Origin of the sequence: Streptomyces sp. SCSIO 30461 (assembly GCF_037023745.1) — a bacterium.
Taxonomy (GTDB): Bacteria; Actinomycetota; Actinomycetes; order Streptomycetales; family Streptomycetaceae; genus Streptomyces.
This window is the reverse complement of record NZ_CP146101.1, coordinates 1,498,363-1,515,245: the sequence shown is the minus strand read 5'-3', so window position 1 is coordinate 1,515,245 and position 16,883 is coordinate 1,498,363. Positions and strand designations below refer to the sequence as shown.

The window sequence follows — 16,883 nt, the reverse complement described above, 5'->3', positions numbered from 1 at the left end:
GATTCAACCAGGTTTGCGCATGGCGTCACACAGTGCGGGCAACCGGGAAGCCGGGCGGATCACCCGGCTTCCGGGCGTCAGCGCGCGTCGCGCGCGACGAGCCGCGTGGGGTGCGGGTCGGCGGCAGGCGCCGACTCCGCGGCATCCGCCAGCCGGTAGGCGGAGTCCATGGGGCGTATCAGCGCTGGTGGCGTCGGGGAGAACAGGTCCGACGGCACGAACGGCTGGGTCAGGGGCCGCACCGGAGACAACGAGGCGGTGCCGCCGGTACCGGCCGCCTGCTGGGCCCCGACACCGCGGCGCCGCGCGTCGGCGCCCGACACCGGGTTGGGGTTCGCGCTCCGCTGCGGAGTGACGTTGTTGCCCCGTCCGTCCCCGCGAGCCGCGCCATCGCCCGGGGCGCCCATCGGCAGCGTCCCGCTCAGGGCGATCGCGGCGAACGACACCGCGCTCGCCGCCGTCAGCGCCAGCCTGCGACCGCGCCACACCGAGCGCTCGGCCTCCTGCCGCCCCACCTCATGGATCCGGAACCCGGGGTCGGGGAAGCCTTCCGGCCTCATACCGAAGACACCGTCGGGAAGACGCCCTCCGCCGAAGGGGCCTCGCGACAGGTCGTCATCGGCGGGCCGCCCGGCGGGCGGCCCGCCGGGCAAGCCCTGCAAGCGTGCGAGGAACCCTTCAGACGGCGGCGGAGGAGCGGTCGCCGCGAACACACTCTTCAGCCGGCGCTGCGCGTCGGCCTCCGCCTTGCACTTGGGACAGGTCGCCAGGTGCGCGAGAACCCGGTCACGTGTGTCGTGTTTCAGCTCGCCGTCGATCAGGGCCGCGAGCCGGTCCCCCAAGTGCTGCTCCGCGGGGGAAGGACCGATGCCGCTCACTGCGCACCGCCCTCCCCCGCCCCTGTCACCGCTGCCGCGAAACCGGCCGGGTCACGCTGCTCGGCGCGCGCCTCCGGGGAGCGGTGCTGCAGCGCCTTGCGCAGATGCGAGCGCCCTCGGTGGATACGGCTGCGGACGGTGCCGAGCTTGACGCCGAGCGTCGCGGCGATCTCCTCGTAGGAGAGCCCCTCGATGTCGCAGAGCACCACGGCGGCGCGGAACTCGGGGGCGAGGGTGTCCAGCGCCTGCTGCACGTCCGCGTCGAAGTGGGTGTCGTGGAAGACCTGTTGCGGCGACGGCTCCCGGCTGGGCAGCCGCTCCGCCGCGTCGTCACCGAGCGCGTCGAAACGGATCCGCTGCTTGCGGCGGACCATGTCCAGGAACAGGTTCGTGGTGATGCGGTGCAGCCAGCCCTCGAAGGTCCCCGGCGTATAGGTGGCCAGGGAACGGAAGACCCGGACGAAGACTTCCTGGGTGAGGTCTTCCGCGTCGTGCTGGTTTCCGGTCAGACGGTAGGCGAGGCGGTAGACCCGGCCGCTGTGCGTACTGACGATGTCCTCCCAGGTGGGAGGGGTCCACACGGTCGATTCCGCAGCCGGTGCGAAGGTCGCGGTGGATACGGGGTCGGCCTGGCTGGAGCGGGTTTCGTCAGCGGTGTCGGTCACGGATTTCGGCTCACCCGCCGACCGGAGCAGGCGCCGCAGCACCCCTTTCCGATCCACAGGCGCAGCCGCACCTCCCCTGTCGGCTCTGGTGGTGTCCAGTGGAGCCCCTACCATAGCCACCTCGCCCGTTAGCTCCGGATAAGAATCTTTACGCGAATTTGGGGTCGGCGGCACCCACCCACCCATTACCTGCGCCCCCGCACGACCGCGCCTACGCCTCTTCTCAACGCCCCATCCCATCTGCGGGTTCCCGGGCGCAGCGGATACAGTCACCGTTGCGCCGACTACGGGAACAGGAGAGGGCCATTACCGCCAACCGGCAGACGAGCTGGGCGTTCGCCGACGCCTTCGTCGCCGAGGACGAAGCATTGCGCTGGGCCCGTGATCGGGCCCGGGACGCGGCGCTGCCCTCGGTGTCTCCAGGCACCGGCGCCGCTCTGCGACTGCTGGCGGCGGCGGCCGACGCCAAGGCGGTGGCGGAGATCGGGACGGGCACGGGAGTGTCCGGGATCTACCTCCTCCGGGGCATGCGCCCCGACGGCGTGCTGACCACCGTGGATCCGGTACCGGAGCTCCAGCAGTTCGCCCGGGAGGCGTTCCGCGCCGCGGGCTTCGCCGGCAACCGGGCGCGGTTCATCCCCGGACGCGCGCTGGAAGTGCTGCCCAGGCTCGCCGACGGCGGGTACGACCTCGTCTTCTGCGACGGCGACCGGCTGGAGCTGCTGGACTACCTCGCTGAATCGTTGCGCCTGCTGCGACCTGGGGGTCTTGTGTGCTTCGAAGGGGCCTTCGCGGATGGCCGCACGGTGGACGCGGCGGCACAGCCGGTCGATGTGCTGCGGATGCGGGAGCTGTTGCGGGCGGTCCGGGAGAGCGAGGTGCTCCTGCCGTCGCTGCTGCCGGTGGGAGACGGGCTGCTGTGCGCCGTGCGGCGCGGCTGAGTCTCGCGCGGCGGGACTTCGCGGCGTGAACGCACCCCCTCGCCCCCTCCCCGGGTCGTCACCCGGAATCGAGGCGGGTCCTGATTCCGCGCGCCCGCCCGACGCCGTGCTGCGGCGTCGGGCGGATCGTACGAGCGGCGAAGCCCCGGATGCGGATCAGCGGCCCAGGTACCGGGGCTTCTCCTTGTCGAGGAACGCCTGGACCGCGATGCCGTGGTCCTCGGAGGCGCCTGCCAGGCTCTGGAGTTCGTCCTCCTTCTCCAGCGAATCGGCCAGCGAGTGCGACGAGCCGAACGCCAGCGATTCCTTGATCGCCGCATAGGCGACCGTCGGGCCGTCCGCCAGGTCCCGGGCGACCGACTCCGCCTCGGCGGCAAGCCGGTCGGCGGGGACGACCCGGTTCGCGATGCCCAGGTCGTACGCCTCCTGCGCCGAGATCGAACGCGGGAAGAACAACAGGTCGGCGGCTCGGCTCGCGCCGATCAGACGGGGCAGTGTCCAGGAGACCCCGGAGTCGGCGGTCAGCGCGACCCCCGCGAAAGCGGTGGTGAACTTCGCCGAGTCGGCGACCACCCGGTAGTCGGCGGCCAGCGCGAACCCGAATCCGGCCCCGGCCGCGACGCCGTTCACCCCGGCGACCACCGGCTTACGCATCTCGGTGAGTGCCCGCACGATGGGGTTGTAGTGGTCGCGCACCGTAATCATGGTGTGCCGGGTGCCCTGCTGCTTGTCGGACATCAGGAGGGTGACGTGCTCCTTGAGGTCCTGGCCCACACAGAACGCCTTGCCGGTGGCGGTCAGCAGGACCGCCCGGACGGCGGTGTCCGCGGCGGCGGCGCGCAGGCTGTCCCGGAGCGCCTCCTTGGCCTCGACGTTCATCGCGTTCATGGCCTCGGGCCGGTTGATCGTGATGGTGGCGAGTCCGTCGTTGACCTCGTACAGCACGGTGTCGGCCATGTGGTGTCCCCTTCGCGGCGTGCTCGTGTCGATCGCGGTGATCGTGTCGGCCCCAGCATGGCGGAGATCGCCTGGGCCGGACATACGCACCGGTATGTGACCTGGCTCAAAGGGCACACCCGGAAAACGCACCCCCCGGCGAGAACGCGATGGCGAAGTATCGCAGGCGGATCCCCGAATTGGGTGGTTTTGCGAAAGCGCGTTGCGCAAGCGATGCAGACCGATGTTGGTCATCGGGTCCCGCCATGCGGGATAATGGCCAGGAAGCAATGTGTTCGATGCCGGTGACGTGTGCCCACCCAGGGGCCGTCGGCTGACGATGAGCTGGTTTCAGGAAGGGGAACGAGCATGGCGGCCATGAAGCCGCGGACGGGTGATGGCCCGCTCGAGGTGACCAAGGAGGGGCGGGGCATCGTCATGCGCGTTCCGCTCGAAGGCGGCGGTCGGCTCGTCGTCGAGCTGACACCGGACGAGGCTGACGCCCTTGGTGACGCCCTCAAGAAGGTCGTCGGCTGACGCAGAAGGCGCCCACATCTTTCTGTTCTCGCGATGCCCCGGCACGGTACGACCGCGCCGGGGCATCGTCATGCCCGCACACGACAGGTGCCGCGTCAGGCACGGCGGGCGACGCAGTCCGCCAGATGGTCGTCGACCAGTCCGCACGCCTGCATCAGGGCGTACGCCGTGGTGGGGCCGATGAACCGCAGGCCGCGCTTCTTGAGGTCCCTGGAGAGGGCCTTGGACTCGTCCGTGACGGCGGGCACGTCCGCCGTCGTGCGCGGCACGGGCCGGGCCGCGGGGTCGGGGGCGTACGACCAGACCAGCGTGTCCAGCTCACCGGGGCTCCACTCCGCCAGCACGCGTGCGTTCGCGAGCGTCGCTTCGACCTTCGCGCGGTTGCGGATGATGCCGGGGTCCGAGAGCAGGCGTTCCTGGTCGGCTTCGGTGAAGCCGGCGACCGCGGCGACACGGAAGCCGTCGAAGGCCTTCCGGAAGGTCTCCCTGCGGCGCAGGATGGTGATCCAGGAAAGGCCGGACTGGAACGCCTCCAGGGAGAGCCGCTCGAACAGGGCGTCGTCCCCGTGGACCGGGCGGCCCCATTCCTCGTCGTGATAGGCGACGTAGTCCGGGGTCGACACACCCCAGGGGCAGCGCAGCCGACCGTCGGGGCCCGTGATCGCGCCGCCGCCCGTCATCGCTGTTCCTCGTCCGGCCCGGGCTCCGGACGCTTGTCGAACAGGTCGCCCTGCCGCTCTCCCGGCTCGGGCTCCGACCGCCCGCCCGGCTCAGGCTCCTCGTCGAACATGCCGCCGCTCACGCCGCCGCCCTGCTCGCCCGGCCCGGGCTCCGGACGCTTGTCGGACATGCCGCCGCCCGACTGCCTCGGCTCGGCCAGCGCCGACTCCAACTGCAGGATCCGGGCGTCCCGCTCGGCGATCTCGGCGCCCAGCCTGTCAAGCACGTCGTCCACATCGGCCATCCGGTAGCCCCGCGGCGCGAGCGGCAGCCGCAGCGCCTCGATGTCGGCGCGCCCCACGGGACGGGCCACCGGCAACGGGTCCACGAGCTGCTCGGGGGCCGCGTCCGGAAGGATCTCGCTCCCCCCGCCGCCGACCACCGCGAGCGTGACCGCGGCGACGACCACGACCATCGCGATCAGCAAGAACCAGAACACAGCGCGCCTCTCCCCTGAGCAGGAAACCGTCTGCTGCCGATCGTGCCATGCGCGACCGACGGCTAAGGTCGCAGGCGACGGCAGGCGGGGAGGGAACGAGGAGGAAACAGGGGATGCGCGGCGGAAATCTGCGGCTGGGCCGACGCGAGTTCGATCCGCGTGAACCGGTGGTCATGGCGATCGTGAACCGGACACCGGACTCCTTCTACGACCAGGGCGCCACGTTCCGTGACGAGCCGGCGCTCACCCGTGTGGAGCAGGCCGTGGCGGAGGGCGCCGCCATCGTCGACATCGGAGGAGTGAAGGCCGGCCCCGGCGAAGAGGTGTCGGCCGAGGAGGAGGCCCGCCGTACGGTGGGCTTCGTCGCCGAGGTCCGCCGCCGCTTCCCCGATGTGGTGATCAGCGTGGACACCTGGCGGCACGATGTGGGGGCCGCCGTCTGCGAGGCGGGCGCGGACCTGCTCAACGACGCCTGGGGCGGGGTGGACCCGAAGCTGGCCGAGGTGGCCGCACGCTACGACGTGGGCCTGGTGTGCACCCACGCCGGAGGTGCGGAGCCGCGGACCCGCCCGCACCGGGTCGAGTACGAGGACGTGATGGCGGACGTCCTGCGGGTGACCAACCGTCTCGCCGAACGTGCCGAGCGGCTCGGAGTGCGGAGGGATGCCATCCTCATCGACCCGGGGCATGACTTCGGCAAGAACACCCGGCATTCCCTGGAGGCGACGCGGCGTCTGGGCGAGATGGTCGAGACGGGCCGACCGGTGCTGGTGTCGCTGTCCAACAAGGACTTCGTCGGCGAGACCCTCGACCGCCCGGTCAAGGAGCGGCTGATCGGCACGCTCGCGACCACGGCCGTATCGGCCTGGCTCGGCGCTCAGGTGTACCGCGTCCACGAGGTGGCGGAGACCCGCCAGGTGCTGGACATGGTCGCCTGCATCGCCGGGCACCGCCCCCCGGCCGTCGCTCGCCGCGGCCTGGCCTGAGCGGGAGGGTGCCACACGGGTACGGGCCGCGACCGCCGGGCCCGTACCCGCGTCGGCACGGCGGCCGTCAGGCCTCGTACCCCTCGAACGGTACCGCGACGGGCGTGCCCGCCTCCTTGGTGACCAGCGCGACCGCCTCTTCCACGTCGTCCGTGACGTGGAAGAGCAGCAGATCGTTCTCGGATGCCTTGCCCTGCGCGACCACGGTGTCCCGCAGCCATTCGACCAGACCGCTCCAGTAGGCCGTGCCGAAGAGCACGATCGGGAAGCGGGTCACCTTGCCGGTCTGGACGAGGGTGAGGGCCTCGAAGAGCTCGTCCAGAGTGCCGAGACCGCCGGGCAGGACGACGAAGCCCTGCGCGTACTTCACGAACATCGTCTTGCGGACGAAGAAGTAGCGGAAGTTCACGCCGATGTCGACATGCGGGTTGAGCCCCTGCTCGAAGGGCAGCTCGATACCGAGCCCGACGGAGATCCCCTTGGCGTTCCCTGCCCCCTTGTTGGCGGCCTCCATGGACCCCGGTCCGCCGCCGGTGATCACGGCGAAGCCCGCGTCGGCGAGCGCCGTGCCGATCCGGATGCCTGCCTCGTACTCGGGGCTGCCGGGGGTGGTCCGAGCGGAGCCGAAGACGCTGATGGCGCTGGGGAGCTCTGCGAGGGCACCGAACCCCTCCACGAACTCCGACTGGATGCGCATGACCCGCCAGGGATCGGTGTGCACCCACTCGGAGTCACCCTCGGTATCCAGCAGCCGCTGGTCCGTGGTGCCGGGCTGGATCTGCTCCCTTCGGCGCAGCACCGGCCCCGTCCGCTGCTCCTCCGGTCGCCCTGCTTCCTCGGGGTTGCTCATGACCTGCTCCCTCCGCTGCATGCTCGCATGCTCATTCCTGGTCAGGGTAGGTCCACGAAGGTCGACTGGAGCTGAATTCCATGGGTCGGACAGGGAGATCCGCGGCAGCGGGACGAGCGGATCAGACCGTGAGCCAGTTCCGCAGGCGCTCCTCGCAGTGCGTGATCCTGGCCACGGCCACATGCTCGTCCCGCTTGTGGGCGAGCAGCGCGTCCCCGGGTCCGTAGTTCACGGCGGGGACGCCCAGGGCGCTGAACCGTGAGACGTCCGTCCAGCCGAACTTGGGCTGGGCCGTGCCACCCACGGCCGTCATGAACGCGGCGGCGGCCGGATGGGAGAGCCCCGGCAGCGCGCCTCCCGTGTGGTCGTCCACGATGAATTCGGCGACCCCGCAGTCCGCGAACACCTCGCGGACATGGGCTTCCGCCTCCGCCATCGTGCGGTCGGGGGCGTAGCGGTAGTTGACCACCACGGTGCACGCGTCGGGGATGACGTTGGTGGCGACACCGCCCTCGATGCCCACGGCATTGAGGCCCTCTCGGTATTCGAGCCCGTCGATCACCGGACGGCGCGGCTCGTACGCGGCGAGCCTGGCCAGTACGGGCCCTGCGGCGTGGATCGCGTTGGAGCCCATCCAGGCGCGCGCAGAGTGCGCGCGCTCCCCGGTCAGCCGCAGATGGACCCGCAGGGTTCCCTGGCAGCCGCCCTCGACCTGGGCGTCGGACGGCTCCAGCAGCACGGCGAAGTCACCTTCGAGCCAGTCGGGGTGAGCCTCGGCCACGTGCCCGAGTCCGTTGAGGTGTGCGGCGACCTCCTCGTTGTCGTAGAACACGAAGGTGAGGTCGCGGTTGGGGGCGGGGACGGTCGCCGCGATCCTCAGTTGCAAGGCCACGCCCGACTTCATGTCGGAGGTACCGCAGCCCCACAGCACGCCGTTCTCGTCCAGCCGCGAGGGGACGTTGTCCGCGATCGGCACGGTGTCGATGTGCCCGGCGAGTACGACCCGCTCGGCACGACCCAGCATGGTGCGGGCCACGACGTTGTTGCCGTGCCGGTCGACGGTGAGGTGCGGCAGCGCGCGCAGGGCCTCCTCGATCGCGTCGGCGAGTGGCTCCTCGTTTCCGCTGACCGACGGGAAGTCGACGAGGCGCGCGGTGAGTGCCGGGGCGTCCAGGGTGAGGTCAAGCGCGGTTTCGGGCATGCCCCGACCCTAAGGGCTGTCCCGCTCGCCCCGGCCCTCGGGCGGTCGGAGGAGCCGGACGGTCGGGGCGCGTTTCGGGCTGCCCCCGCACGCGAGAACGGTCCCTGCGGAGCCGGCCGTCGGGACCGGTACCTTTGGCGCGTGACCGAGACCGTCTCGAACGCCTCCGCCTCCCGGTTCGGCCGTCTGCTGCGCGCCATCGCCGGGCTCTCCGTACTGCTGGCACTCGTCGCGTACGTGTTCGTGCGGTACGAGAGCTGGGAGACGGGCACACCGGGGTGCGTCGTGCGTGCCGCCGGCGGACCCGACTCCGGGACGGATCCGGATGCCTCGTTCGAGCTGACCCCGGAGATGGCGGCCAACGCCGCCACGATCTCCGCCGTGGGCACCGTCCGGGGAATGCCGGAGCGCGCGGTGACCATCGCCCTGGCGACGGCGATGCAGGAGTCGATGCTGCTCAACATCAGCTACGGGGACCGGGACTCGCTCGGGCTGTTCCAGCAGCGGCCGTCCATGGGCTGGGGCACCACCCGGCAGATCCTCGACCCGGTGTACTCCGCCGGGAAGTTCTACGAGCACCTGGCCGATGTGCCGGGCTATTCACGACTCCCGCTGACCGAGGCGGCACAGCGGGTCCAGCGCAGCGGCTATCCGCGGGCGTACGCCAAGCACGAGCCGGGGGCCACGCTGCTCGCGGCGGCACTCACCGGACGAGCCCCGGCGGCGCTGACCTGCACCACGGGACGCCAGCCGGGAGCCGGTGACCCCGCGAAGGTGCGCACCGAGCTGGTTCGGACCTTCGGCGAGGGCGTGCTGCCCGCGGTCACCGGTGCGGGCCGCGCGGGTGCCCGGCACACCGCCGGCGCAGGGGCCGAGCTGCGGGTGCCGGTGACCGTCGCGCCGGGCGGCGGCTCCCGGGCCGCGGCGAAGGCGCGGCGCGGCTGGGAACTGGCGCACTGGGCGGTGGCGCAGGCGGATCTGCTGCGCATCACCCAGGTCTCGTACGGGGGCCGCGTCTGGAACGCGGACGAGGCGTACGAGGGCTGGCAGCAGGTGGGGCGGGGCGTGGACGGTACCGGCGAGGTCGGGATCCGGGTCGATCAGTAGGGCACGTTCGGTGCTGCGCCCCCGCGGCCCTGGCGTCCGGCTCGGTCCGCCGTTCCGCCCTGACGGCGGATGACCGGGGGGTTGCGGATGGCCGGGTGGCCGGTCGGCGCGGGCAGGGCCCATCGGCTCCATGGGCACCGCCTGCAGGCCGCCTCGATAGGCCAGACAGTCCCCTATCCGGGGTCGGGCATATGTCCGGGACATCACCCGGAAGGGGTCACCGCCGATACATCGGGCGATATTCCCCGGACTCATTCGACGACGTTCGACGCAACACGTCACTTCCCTTGCGCCAAAGGGGAAGTGACGGTTCAGCAGACTGTCTGGACAGGCATTGTTCGCCCGTTTTTGTCCCCGGCTGATTATGCGATGCATTACCGACTCTTTACCTTGGCGTACCGCAACCATCCCTGCCCCACGAGCGGTTGTCATGGCGTCCGATCGCCCAATAGGCAACACCGAAACGTTCTCGTCGAAGGAGCACCATGTCCCTCCCCCTGACCCGTCGGATCGCCCGTGCCGCGCTGCTCGTCGCAGCCGGTGCAGCTCCCGTGGTCGGTGCGGCCGGCTCCGCGAGCGCCGTGGACCTCACGCCCGCCCATGACCTGGGCGGCGGGCTGACCCAGCTCGACGGCGTCGCGGTCGGCGACGCCACGGACGGTACGGCGCAGAAGGCCGCCACGACGGCGCAGGAGGCCGGCGGGAAGCTGGTCGGCACGGCACTCCCGGTCGCGAACAGCACCTTCACCCAGACCGCCCGCACCGGCGCCCCCGCCGCCCAGGAGACGGCCGGGCAGGCCGTCGACTCCGCGACCTCCCTGATGGGGGAGACCGGGTCCGCGACGGTCTCACGGGGCCTGCCCACGGCCGAGGCACTGCCCGCCGGGGTGCCGGCTGCAGGCACCACGCTGCCCGCCGACGCGCTCCCTGCCGACCCGATGGCGACCACGCCGATCCCCTCCCGCACCCTCCCGGCCCCCGCGCTCCCCACCGAGGCGCTGCAGGTCGCTCCGGTCCCGGCCACAATGCCGATCGCCACTCCGGCGGTCCCCGCCACACCGCTCCCGGCGACCCTGCTTCCCAAGGCCGAGCTCCCCGCGACTCCGGCGGTCCCCGGCACTCCTCTGAGCGTGCTGCCCGTCGACACCCTCCCGGGGGCCGAGCTCCCGGCCGCCCCGGCCCCGGTGAGCGTGCTGCCCGTCGACACCCTCCCGGCGCACACGCTGCCCGCCGCCCGCTAGGAGCAGGCCCCGGCGTCGGCGTCCATAGGGAAGGGGCCTCGGGAGCACAGCGTCATATGTGCCCCCCGGGGCCCCTTCCGTCTGCCGCGCGCCTCGCCGGAACTCGCCGGAACTCGCCGGTTCACGGCATCGCCGTGCCGCGGCTCTCGCAGCCTCAGCCCAGCCGCTTGACCGCCGTCTCGACGCGCTCGTCCGTCGCCGTGAAGGCGACCCGTACGAAACGCTCGCCGGCGGGCCCGTAGAAGTCCCCTGGAGCCACCAGGATGCCCAGCTCGGCCAGATGGGCGACGGTGTCCCAGCAGGTTTCGTCGCGGGTCGCCCACAGATAGAGGCTGGCCTCGCTGTGCTCGATCCGGAAGCCGTGCCCCCGCAGCGCCTCACGCAGCGCCGAGCGCCTGGCTGCGTACCGCGCCCGCTGCTCGGCGACATGGGTGTCGTCGCCGAGGGCCGCCACGGTCGCCGCCTGTACCGGCGCGGGCGTCATCATTCCGCCGTGCTTGCGGATCCCCAGCAGCTCGCCGAGCACCGCCGCGTCACCGGCGATGAACGCGGCGCGGTAGCCGGCCAGGTTCGAACGCTTGGACAGCGAGTGGACGGACACGATGCCCTCGTACGTACCCCCGCAGACGTCCGGATGCAGCACGGACACCGGCTCGGTCTCCCAACCCAGCTCCAGGTAGCACTCGTCACTGAACACCAGCACCCCGTGCTCGCGCGCCCAGGCCACGATCCGGGTCAGCTCGTCCTTGGGCAGCACCCGGCCGGTGGGGTTCGACGGCGAGTTCAGCCACAGCAGCTTCAGCCCGGCCGGGTCCAGCTCGGTGGGATCGTCGTAGACCACGGGCGCCGCCCCGCACAGCCTGGCCCCGACCTCGTACGTCGGGTAGGCCAGCCGGGGGTACGCGACCGTGTCACCGGCGCCCAGACCGAGCTGCGTCGGCAGCCAGGCGACCAGCTCCTTGGACCCCATCACCGGCAGCACGTTCGAGTGGGCGAACGAGACCGCGCCGAGCCGCCGTTCGCACCAAGCCACCAGGGCGTCGCGCAGCGCGGTCGTGCCCCACACCGTCGGATAGCCGGGCGAGTCCGCGGCGGCGATCAGGGCCTGCTGGACGACGGCCGGAACCGGATCGACAGGCGTGCCGACGGAGAGGTCGACGATGCCGTCGGGGTGGGCGGCGGCGGTCGCCTTGTACGGCTCCAGCTTGTCCCAGGGGAAGACGGGGAGACGTGAGGAGACTGCGGACACGGTGCTCACTTTCTCGATCTCGTAGTCGCACCGAGGTGCGACACAAACGCCGCGGTCCCGTACGGCGGACGCACCGTACGGGACCGGGATCGCAGGATCAGCCGTTCTGCGGCGGCAGGGCGGCGATGAAGGGGTGGTCGCGCTCGATCAGGCCGAGCTTGGAGGCGCCACCGGGCGAGCCGAGCTCGTCGAAGAACTCGACGTTCGCCTTGTAGTAGTCCTTCCACTCCTCCGGAGTGTCGTCCTCGTAGAAGATCGCCTCGACCGGGCACACCGGCTCGCAGGCACCGCAGTCGACGCATTCGTCCGGGTGGATGTACAAGGACCGCTGGCCCTCGTAGATGCAGTCGACGGGGCACTCCTCGATGCACGCCTTGTCCTTGACGTCGACACAAGGCTGCGCAATGACGTAGGTCACGCTGTCGTTCCTCCTCGGTAGGGCGCGGCGTCCGGTCTGCGGCTCGCCGCGGGGCTGCGCGGGAGCGCGGCGTCGTCGATGCCCGCACCTAGTATCTCCGTTCCTGGGGATGATCCGAACAGGAGGGGCGGACCGAGCTGTGGAATTCACTGCGAGCGGACAGTGGGAGGTCCGTATCACCCCTCTTGACGTGGGAAAACGAGTAAGTGTACGAAGGCTCGCCGAGGCCGGCGGCATCGGCGGGACGTTCACCGACGCGGTCGGAGTTCTCACATCCTGGGACGAGGGTGTGCTGGTGATCACACGAAGGACCGGGGAGATCGTCCGAATCCCGGAAACTTCGCTGGTCGCGGGCAAGGTCGTCCCCACGGCTCCGGCGCGTCGGCGAGGACTTCCGGCAGCGTCGTTCGAGGAGCTTGCGCGGATCTCGGCGCGGGCTTGGCAGCCGGTCGAGAGCGAGCCGCTCGGCGAGTGGCTGCTGCGGGCGGCCTCGGGGTTCACCCGGCGGGCGAACTCGGTGCTGCCCCTCGGTGATCCGGGCCTGCCTCTGGATGAGGCGCTGGAGCGGGTGGGGGCCTGGTACCGGACACGGGGCTTGCCCGCCTGCATACAGGCGGCGACGGGCGCGGAGGGCACCCAGGAGGCGCTCTGCGCGGAGCTGGAGCGACGCGGCTGGGTGCGCGAGGTCACGACGGAGTTGCGGGTGGGCGGTCTCGCGCCGGTCGGCGACCTGGACACCGACGTCTCCCTGGTGCGGATCGACCGTTCCTTCGACGAGGACTGGCTGCGCCGGTACCAGCGGTTCGACGCCCCCGGGCCCCATGTGCGCGCGGTGCTCTCCAGCGGGCCTTCGGTGTGGTTCGCCACCGTGCCCGGCGAGCCCGGGGTGCCTGCGGCCATCGGCCGCTGTGTCGTCGACGGACGCTGGGCGGGCTTCATGGCGGTGGAGGTCGACCCGGCCCGCCGCAGGCAGGGGCTGGCCAAGGCCGTGATGGCGGCACTGGCGCGCCGGGCGCTGGAAGAGGGCGCTTCGGCCGCCTGGCTCCAGGTCGAGTCGGACAACGACCACGCCCGCGCGATGTACGAGGGGCTGGGCTTCGCGACCCATCACCTCTACCACCACTTCCGGCACACCACCGGGTCCTCCGAGCACTTCTGATCTTCCTGAACGGGTACGAGACGCATATGCACCCTCCACCACCCGAGGCCCGTCCGTGGCGCAGCCGGTTCGCCGACGAGGCACGATCCGAGCGGCCGGATCTCGCGACGCTGTGCCTGCTCGTCGGGGCCGAGGCGGACCCGGCTCTGGACGAGACCGCTCTGGACGCGGCGCAGATCGAGCTCGACCGGCTCGCGGGACTGCTGCCGTACGGCATCAGGGGCCCGGAGGCATGGGTGGCGGCACTCGCCTCGCTACTGGGCGAGCGCTGCGGCTTCCACGGCACTCCCGGCTGCTACCAGCGCCTGGAGTCATCGCTGCTGCCCGAGGTCCTGCGCCGCCGCCGGGGGCTGCCAATCCTGCTCTCCGTGGTCTGGCTGGAAGTCGCCCGCCGAGCGGGCGCACCGGCCTACGGGGTGGCCCTACCGGGCCACTTCGTGGTCGGTTTCGGCGATCCGTCCGAGCCGGTGCTCGCCGACCCGTTCACCGGCGGCGGACTGCTCACCGGCGCGGACGCGGAACTGCTGGTCGCCGGTGCGACCGGCGAACCGCTCGACTCATCGATGCTGGCCCCGGCCGGGCCGCTGGAGATCGTGCTGCGTGTCCTCAACAACATCCGCGCCTGGTCGGCCGCCCGCCCGGAGCGCTCGGACGTGGGCCTGTGGGCCGTCGAGCTCTCCCTGCTGCTCCCCTCGCACCCGGCCCGCCTGCGCTTCGAGCGCGCCCAACTCCTGGTCCAGCGCGGAGACTTCCTCACAGGCGCGGCGGAGATGGACGCGTACGCGGACATCGTCTCGGCGATGGAACCCACTGCGGCGGCGATGATCAGGCAGCGCGCGAACGCGGCCCGGTCGATGCTGAACTGAGGTGTGGCCGTGTTGATCGTGGACGGGGCGAACGTGGTGGGCTCGGTGCCCGACGGTTGGTGGAAGGACCGCCGTGGTGCCGCCGAGCGGCTGCGAGACCGATTGGCGTCGAGGGCCGGTGACGAAGAGATCATCCTGGTCGTCGAGGGCGCTGCCCGGGGCGTCGAGTCCGTACCCGGTGTGCGGGTGGAGTCCGCCCACGGCAGCGGGGACGATCTGATCGTGCGACTGGCCGCCCGGTACGCCGGAGAAGGCTGCGTGGTGGTCACGGCCGATCGCGAGCTGCGCGACCGGGTACGGGCCGTCGGAGCCCGGTGCGCGGGTCCGCGGACGGTGCGCCCGGCGGAACGCTGAGACCAGGGGTGCTCACTTCAGCGCGATCTCCTGGGTGCGCTCCTCTGGCGTCTTGCCCAACAGCGCCTTCTGCATCGCGTAGGCGACGTCATCGGCTGACACCGGGCGCTCCTTGCCGTCGCGCTTGGTGATGGTGATGCCGTCGAAGACGCCGTCCAGCAGCTCCGTGATCGCCTTCTTGTCGTAGACCTCGACCAGACGACCGTTGACGGCCTTCATCGAGAGGATCTTCGGCAGGGAACGGGCGGGGCCGAACTGAATCTGCTTGCCACCCGCCTGGATCGTGACGAGTCCGGACATGGCGGGCTCGGCGAACTCCTTCATCGCCCGGTCCAGTTCGGCCTGGTCGACGGTGGGCTCGCTGGTACCGACGGGCAGTTCGACCAGATTCGGCCGGCCCGTCCCGACCTGGGCCCGATAGGCGTCCTTCACCGAGATCACCGACTTGCCGACGTCCAGTGACGCGCCCGCCTTGCCGGGTACGGCGACGGCCTTGTTGGGCTCGAACCTGATCGTCCCTTCGGTGGCGGAGCCGGAGGCGATCGCCAGGTCGGAGAGCGCGACCTGGAGCTTCTCCTCGTCCACCGGGAAGACCGGCTGGGCGACCAGCTCGGCGCCGAAGAGGGAGCCGATGACGGAGACCGGGTTGTAGTCGGTGCCCGCTGCGGCCCGCACGGTCGCCTGGCTGTCGAGGGCGAGTCCCGCATTGCCCGGAGCGAGCTTCTCCCTCTTGCCGCCCACCGCGAGCTCCAGCGGGGCGGCGGCCCGGTCACCGAGGGCGGCGTCCAGCTTGGAGACCGCCTCCTCCTTGGTGCCGCCACCGATGTCGACGCCCAGAACCGTGGTGCCCTTGGGGACGTCGGAGTGGTTGAGGAGCAGTCCGGCGCCGTAGGCGACGACCAGCACACCGAACACGCCGGCACCCGCGAGTACGGCCTTGGACCGCCCCTTCTTCGCCGGCTTCGCGGGGCGCGGGGCCTCGGCCTGAGCCTGCGCGCCAGTGGGCGCCGGGGCACCCTGCGCGAACGGTGACGGCGGTCCTGACGGGCCGGGGAAGTTCCGCGCGGCGTGGTCCCGTGCGTCGAAGTCCCTCCCGGGGCCCGAGCCGCGAACGGGCCCAGGGCCGGACGAAGGCCACGGGCTCACCTCCGGACCGCTCACGGGAGTGGAGGGGGCCGTGGGCGCCATGGGGGCCATAGGGTCCGGCGGCGCGAACGGAGAGCGCTGCTGGGACGGGACCACGGGGATACCGCTGGTCAGCGTGTCACCGGAGACATTGCCCGCGGGGGTCGACGGTCCGGGCATGGCGGTGGGGCCTGTGTCGGACGGTGACTGCGGAGTCAGTACGGCCGTGTCGTCGCCCATCCTCGGGGCGCGACCTGCACCACCCCCCGTCGCACCCGGAACTCCCGGCGCCGCAGGTGCTCCTGACACCCCTGCGGGGCTTGCGTCCCCCTTGGCGAAGGGCGAGGTTCCGGTGACCGGCCCGGTGGTGGGTCCCGCGGGACCGCCGGTCCGGGTGGGACCGGCGGGACCGGCGGCTCCCAGCGCACCCTGCGGACGCGGGCCGGACTGAGGCGCGGTGCGTGCCGCCGGGGCAGCAGGGGCGGCTGGTGCGGCCTGCGCGGGTACGGAGGCCTGGGTGGGCGACTTGCGCGGCGCGAACCAGTCGCTCGTCTTCTGCTCGGCCGGCTTGTCCACCGGCCCCTGGGCCGGGCCCTCTCCCTCGACGGGAGCCGCGTCGCGCGGCCGGAGGGGCGCGGACGCGTCCGGCGTCTCGCCGACCGCCACGGGCCGGGCGGTGCTGCCGGTGCGTTCGGCCGGCCGCTCTCCCGCGCCTCCCCGGGTTCCCGGGGTATCGAGCGGACCGAGCGCACTCATCGGAGCCGACGTGCTCTTCGCTCCGCTCGCACTCTTCGCACCCTCGGTACTTCTCGCCCCGTCCGCCATACGGCGGGCGTCCAGATCGCTCATCGGCGTACGCATGACGACCGGCGGGATCGGCCGCGAGCCCGGGATATTGATCCGGATACGCGTGGTCAGCGTGGTCTCTGTCCTGGGCTCATCCGGCTTCGCAGCGGCTTCGGCGCTCTCATCCTGGGCGTCCTGCGCGGGGTGCAGCGACGGATACTGGCGCGATCCGTACGGCGGTGTACCGGAGGGGTACGCGGTTCCGCCGCCCCCCTGGGGGCCGGAGGACGAACTGTCAGTTTCACGACTCAAAGCAGGTTCTCCCGATCGGCTCCGCCGCCCGCTTCCTACTGGTACCACTGCTTCGGGCGACTCGGCAGCGCGCACCACCATACTGGCCGCCGTCGACAGGTACCTGTGGGCAG

General features: G+C 71.6%; 18 protein-coding genes. 8 read left to right on the top strand and 10 right to left on the bottom strand.

All coding sequences use genetic code 11. The annotated features are described in order from the left end of the window. Positions 1-77: 77 nt before the first annotated feature. A complete protein-coding gene (locus tag V1460_RS06970; RefSeq protein WP_338672783.1) occupies positions 78-878 on the bottom strand; it encodes a zf-HC2 domain-containing protein in 801 nt (266 codons plus the stop codon). Continuing rightward, the gene (gene sigE, locus V1460_RS06965; RefSeq protein WP_338672781.1) at positions 875-1,657 is read right to left on the bottom strand and encodes an RNA polymerase sigma factor SigE; all 783 of its coding nucleotides are present in this window, start codon (positions 1,655-1,657) and stop codon (positions 875-877) included. Before sigE ends, V1460_RS06970 begins: the two co-directional genes overlap by 4 nt. A gap of 161 nt (positions 1,658-1,818) precedes the next feature. Between sigE and V1460_RS06960 the strand changes: the two genes are divergently transcribed. Beyond that, a complete protein-coding gene (locus tag V1460_RS06960) occupies positions 1,819-2,484 on the top strand; it encodes a class I SAM-dependent methyltransferase (RefSeq protein WP_338672779.1) in 666 nt (221 codons plus the stop codon). Positions 2,485-2,640: 156 nt separating this feature from the next. Here the strand turns inward: V1460_RS06960 and V1460_RS06955 are convergent, their stop codons facing one another. Continuing rightward, the gene (locus V1460_RS06955; protein WP_338672777.1) at positions 2,641-3,441 is read right to left on the bottom strand and encodes an enoyl-CoA hydratase-related protein; all 801 of its coding nucleotides are present in this window, start codon (positions 3,439-3,441) and stop codon (positions 2,641-2,643) included. Positions 3,442-3,789: 348 nt separating this feature from the next. Between V1460_RS06955 and V1460_RS06950 the strand changes: the two genes are divergently transcribed. Further along, entirely contained in the window at positions 3,790-3,957 is a 168-nt protein-coding gene (locus tag V1460_RS06950) for a DUF3117 domain-containing protein (protein WP_003966491.1), read from the top strand. A 95-nt stretch (positions 3,958-4,052) separates the two neighbouring features. Here the strand turns inward: V1460_RS06950 and V1460_RS06945 are convergent, their stop codons facing one another. Then, the gene (locus V1460_RS06945; RefSeq protein ID WP_338672776.1) at positions 4,053-4,637 is read right to left on the bottom strand and encodes a DNA-3-methyladenine glycosylase I; all 585 of its coding nucleotides are present in this window, start codon (positions 4,635-4,637) and stop codon (positions 4,053-4,055) included. Further along, positions 4,634-5,116, bottom strand: a complete 483-nt coding sequence (locus V1460_RS06940) for a DivIVA domain-containing protein (RefSeq protein ID WP_338672774.1) — start codon at positions 5,114-5,116, stop codon at positions 4,634-4,636. Before V1460_RS06940 ends, V1460_RS06945 begins: the two co-directional genes overlap by 4 nt. A 113-nt stretch (positions 5,117-5,229) precedes the next feature. Here V1460_RS06940 and folP point away from each other — a divergent pair, with 113 nt between their 5' ends. Continuing rightward, positions 5,230-6,102, top strand: coding sequence for a dihydropteroate synthase (gene folP / locus V1460_RS06935; RefSeq protein ID WP_338672772.1), 873 nt, complete (start codon positions 5,230-5,232; stop codon positions 6,100-6,102). 67 nt (positions 6,103-6,169) lie between these two features. Here folP and V1460_RS06930 read toward each other — a convergent pair whose 3' ends face one another. Both V1460_RS06930 and dapE read right to left on the bottom strand, forming a co-directional pair. After that, positions 6,170-6,952, bottom strand: coding sequence for a TIGR00730 family Rossman fold protein (locus tag V1460_RS06930; RefSeq protein WP_338672770.1), 783 nt, complete (start codon positions 6,950-6,952; stop codon positions 6,170-6,172). 121 nt (positions 6,953-7,073) lie between these two features. Then, the gene (dapE, locus tag V1460_RS06925; RefSeq protein ID WP_338672769.1) at positions 7,074-8,153 is read right to left on the bottom strand and encodes a succinyl-diaminopimelate desuccinylase; all 1,080 of its coding nucleotides are present in this window, start codon (positions 8,151-8,153) and stop codon (positions 7,074-7,076) included. A 141-nt stretch (positions 8,154-8,294) separates the two neighbouring features. Between dapE and V1460_RS06920 the strand changes: the two genes are divergently transcribed. Then, positions 8,295-9,260, top strand: a complete 966-nt coding sequence (locus V1460_RS06920) for a hypothetical protein (protein ID WP_338672768.1) — start codon at positions 8,295-8,297, stop codon at positions 9,258-9,260. Positions 9,261-9,745: 485 nt separating this feature from the next. Beyond that, positions 9,746-10,501 carry a hypothetical protein gene (locus V1460_RS36235; RefSeq protein ID WP_407077414.1) on the top strand — a complete coding sequence of 252 codons (756 nt, stop codon included), beginning with the start codon at positions 9,746-9,748 and terminating at the stop codon, positions 10,499-10,501. A gap of 154 nt (positions 10,502-10,655) precedes the next feature. Here the strand turns inward: V1460_RS36235 and dapC are convergent, their stop codons facing one another. Both dapC and fdxA read right to left on the bottom strand, forming a co-directional pair. Then, complete coding sequence (gene dapC / locus V1460_RS06910; protein ID WP_338672767.1) at positions 10,656-11,750, bottom strand: succinyldiaminopimelate transaminase; 1,095 nt, start codon at positions 11,748-11,750, stop codon at positions 10,656-10,658. 97 nt (positions 11,751-11,847) lie between these two features. Then, the gene (fdxA, locus tag V1460_RS06905; protein ID WP_010474859.1) at positions 11,848-12,168 is read right to left on the bottom strand and encodes a ferredoxin; all 321 of its coding nucleotides are present in this window, start codon (positions 12,166-12,168) and stop codon (positions 11,848-11,850) included. A gap of 139 nt (positions 12,169-12,307) precedes the next feature. Here fdxA and V1460_RS06900 point away from each other — a divergent pair, with 139 nt between their 5' ends. The 3 genes from V1460_RS06900 to V1460_RS06890 are packed head-to-tail and all read left to right on the top strand — an operon-like array spanning position 12,308 to position 14,547. Then, a complete protein-coding gene (locus V1460_RS06900; RefSeq protein ID WP_338672765.1) occupies positions 12,308-13,327 on the top strand; it encodes a GNAT family N-acetyltransferase in 1,020 nt (339 codons plus the stop codon). 26 nt (positions 13,328-13,353) lie between these two features. Then, a complete protein-coding gene (locus tag V1460_RS06895; protein WP_338672763.1) occupies positions 13,354-14,193 on the top strand; it encodes a transglutaminase-like domain-containing protein in 840 nt (279 codons plus the stop codon). Positions 14,194-14,196: 3 nt separating this feature from the next. Continuing rightward, positions 14,197-14,547, top strand: coding sequence for an NTP pyrophosphohydrolase (locus tag V1460_RS06890; RefSeq protein ID WP_338672761.1), 351 nt, complete (start codon positions 14,197-14,199; stop codon positions 14,545-14,547). Between the two features lie 12 nt (positions 14,548-14,559). Here the strand turns inward: V1460_RS06890 and V1460_RS06885 are convergent, their stop codons facing one another. Next, positions 14,560-16,770 carry a hypothetical protein gene (locus V1460_RS06885; protein WP_338672760.1) on the bottom strand — a complete coding sequence of 737 codons (2,211 nt, stop codon included), beginning with the start codon at positions 16,768-16,770 and terminating at the stop codon, positions 14,560-14,562. Positions 16,771-16,883 lie beyond the last annotated feature (113 nt).

Bases quoted from the DNA above. Each gene is read 5' to 3' on its own strand.
- folP (WP_338672772.1), top strand. From the start codon at position 5,230: ATGCGCGGCGGAAATCTGCGGCTGGGCCGACGCGAGTTCGATCCGCGT.
- sigE (WP_338672781.1), bottom strand. From the start codon at position 1,657: ATGGTAGGGGCTCCACTGGACACCACCAGAGCCGACAGGGGAGGTGCG.
- V1460_RS06950 (WP_003966491.1), top strand. From the start codon at position 3,790: ATGGCGGCCATGAAGCCGCGGACGGGTGATGGCCCGCTCGAGGTGACC.
- V1460_RS06945 (WP_338672776.1), bottom strand. From the start codon at position 4,637: ATGACGGGCGGCGGCGCGATCACGGGCCCCGACGGTCGGCTGCGCTGC.
- V1460_RS36235 (WP_407077414.1), top strand. From the start codon at position 9,746: ATGTCCCTCCCCCTGACCCGTCGGATCGCCCGTGCCGCGCTGCTCGTC.
- V1460_RS06930 (WP_338672770.1), bottom strand. From the start codon at position 6,952: ATGAGCAACCCCGAGGAAGCAGGGCGACCGGAGGAGCAGCGGACGGGG.
- V1460_RS06895 (WP_338672763.1), top strand. From the start codon at position 13,354: ATGCACCCTCCACCACCCGAGGCCCGTCCGTGGCGCAGCCGGTTCGCC.
- V1460_RS06955 (WP_338672777.1), bottom strand. From the start codon at position 3,441: ATGGCCGACACCGTGCTGTACGAGGTCAACGACGGACTCGCCACCATC.
- dapE (WP_338672769.1), bottom strand. From the start codon at position 8,153: ATGCCCGAAACCGCGCTTGACCTCACCCTGGACGCCCCGGCACTCACC.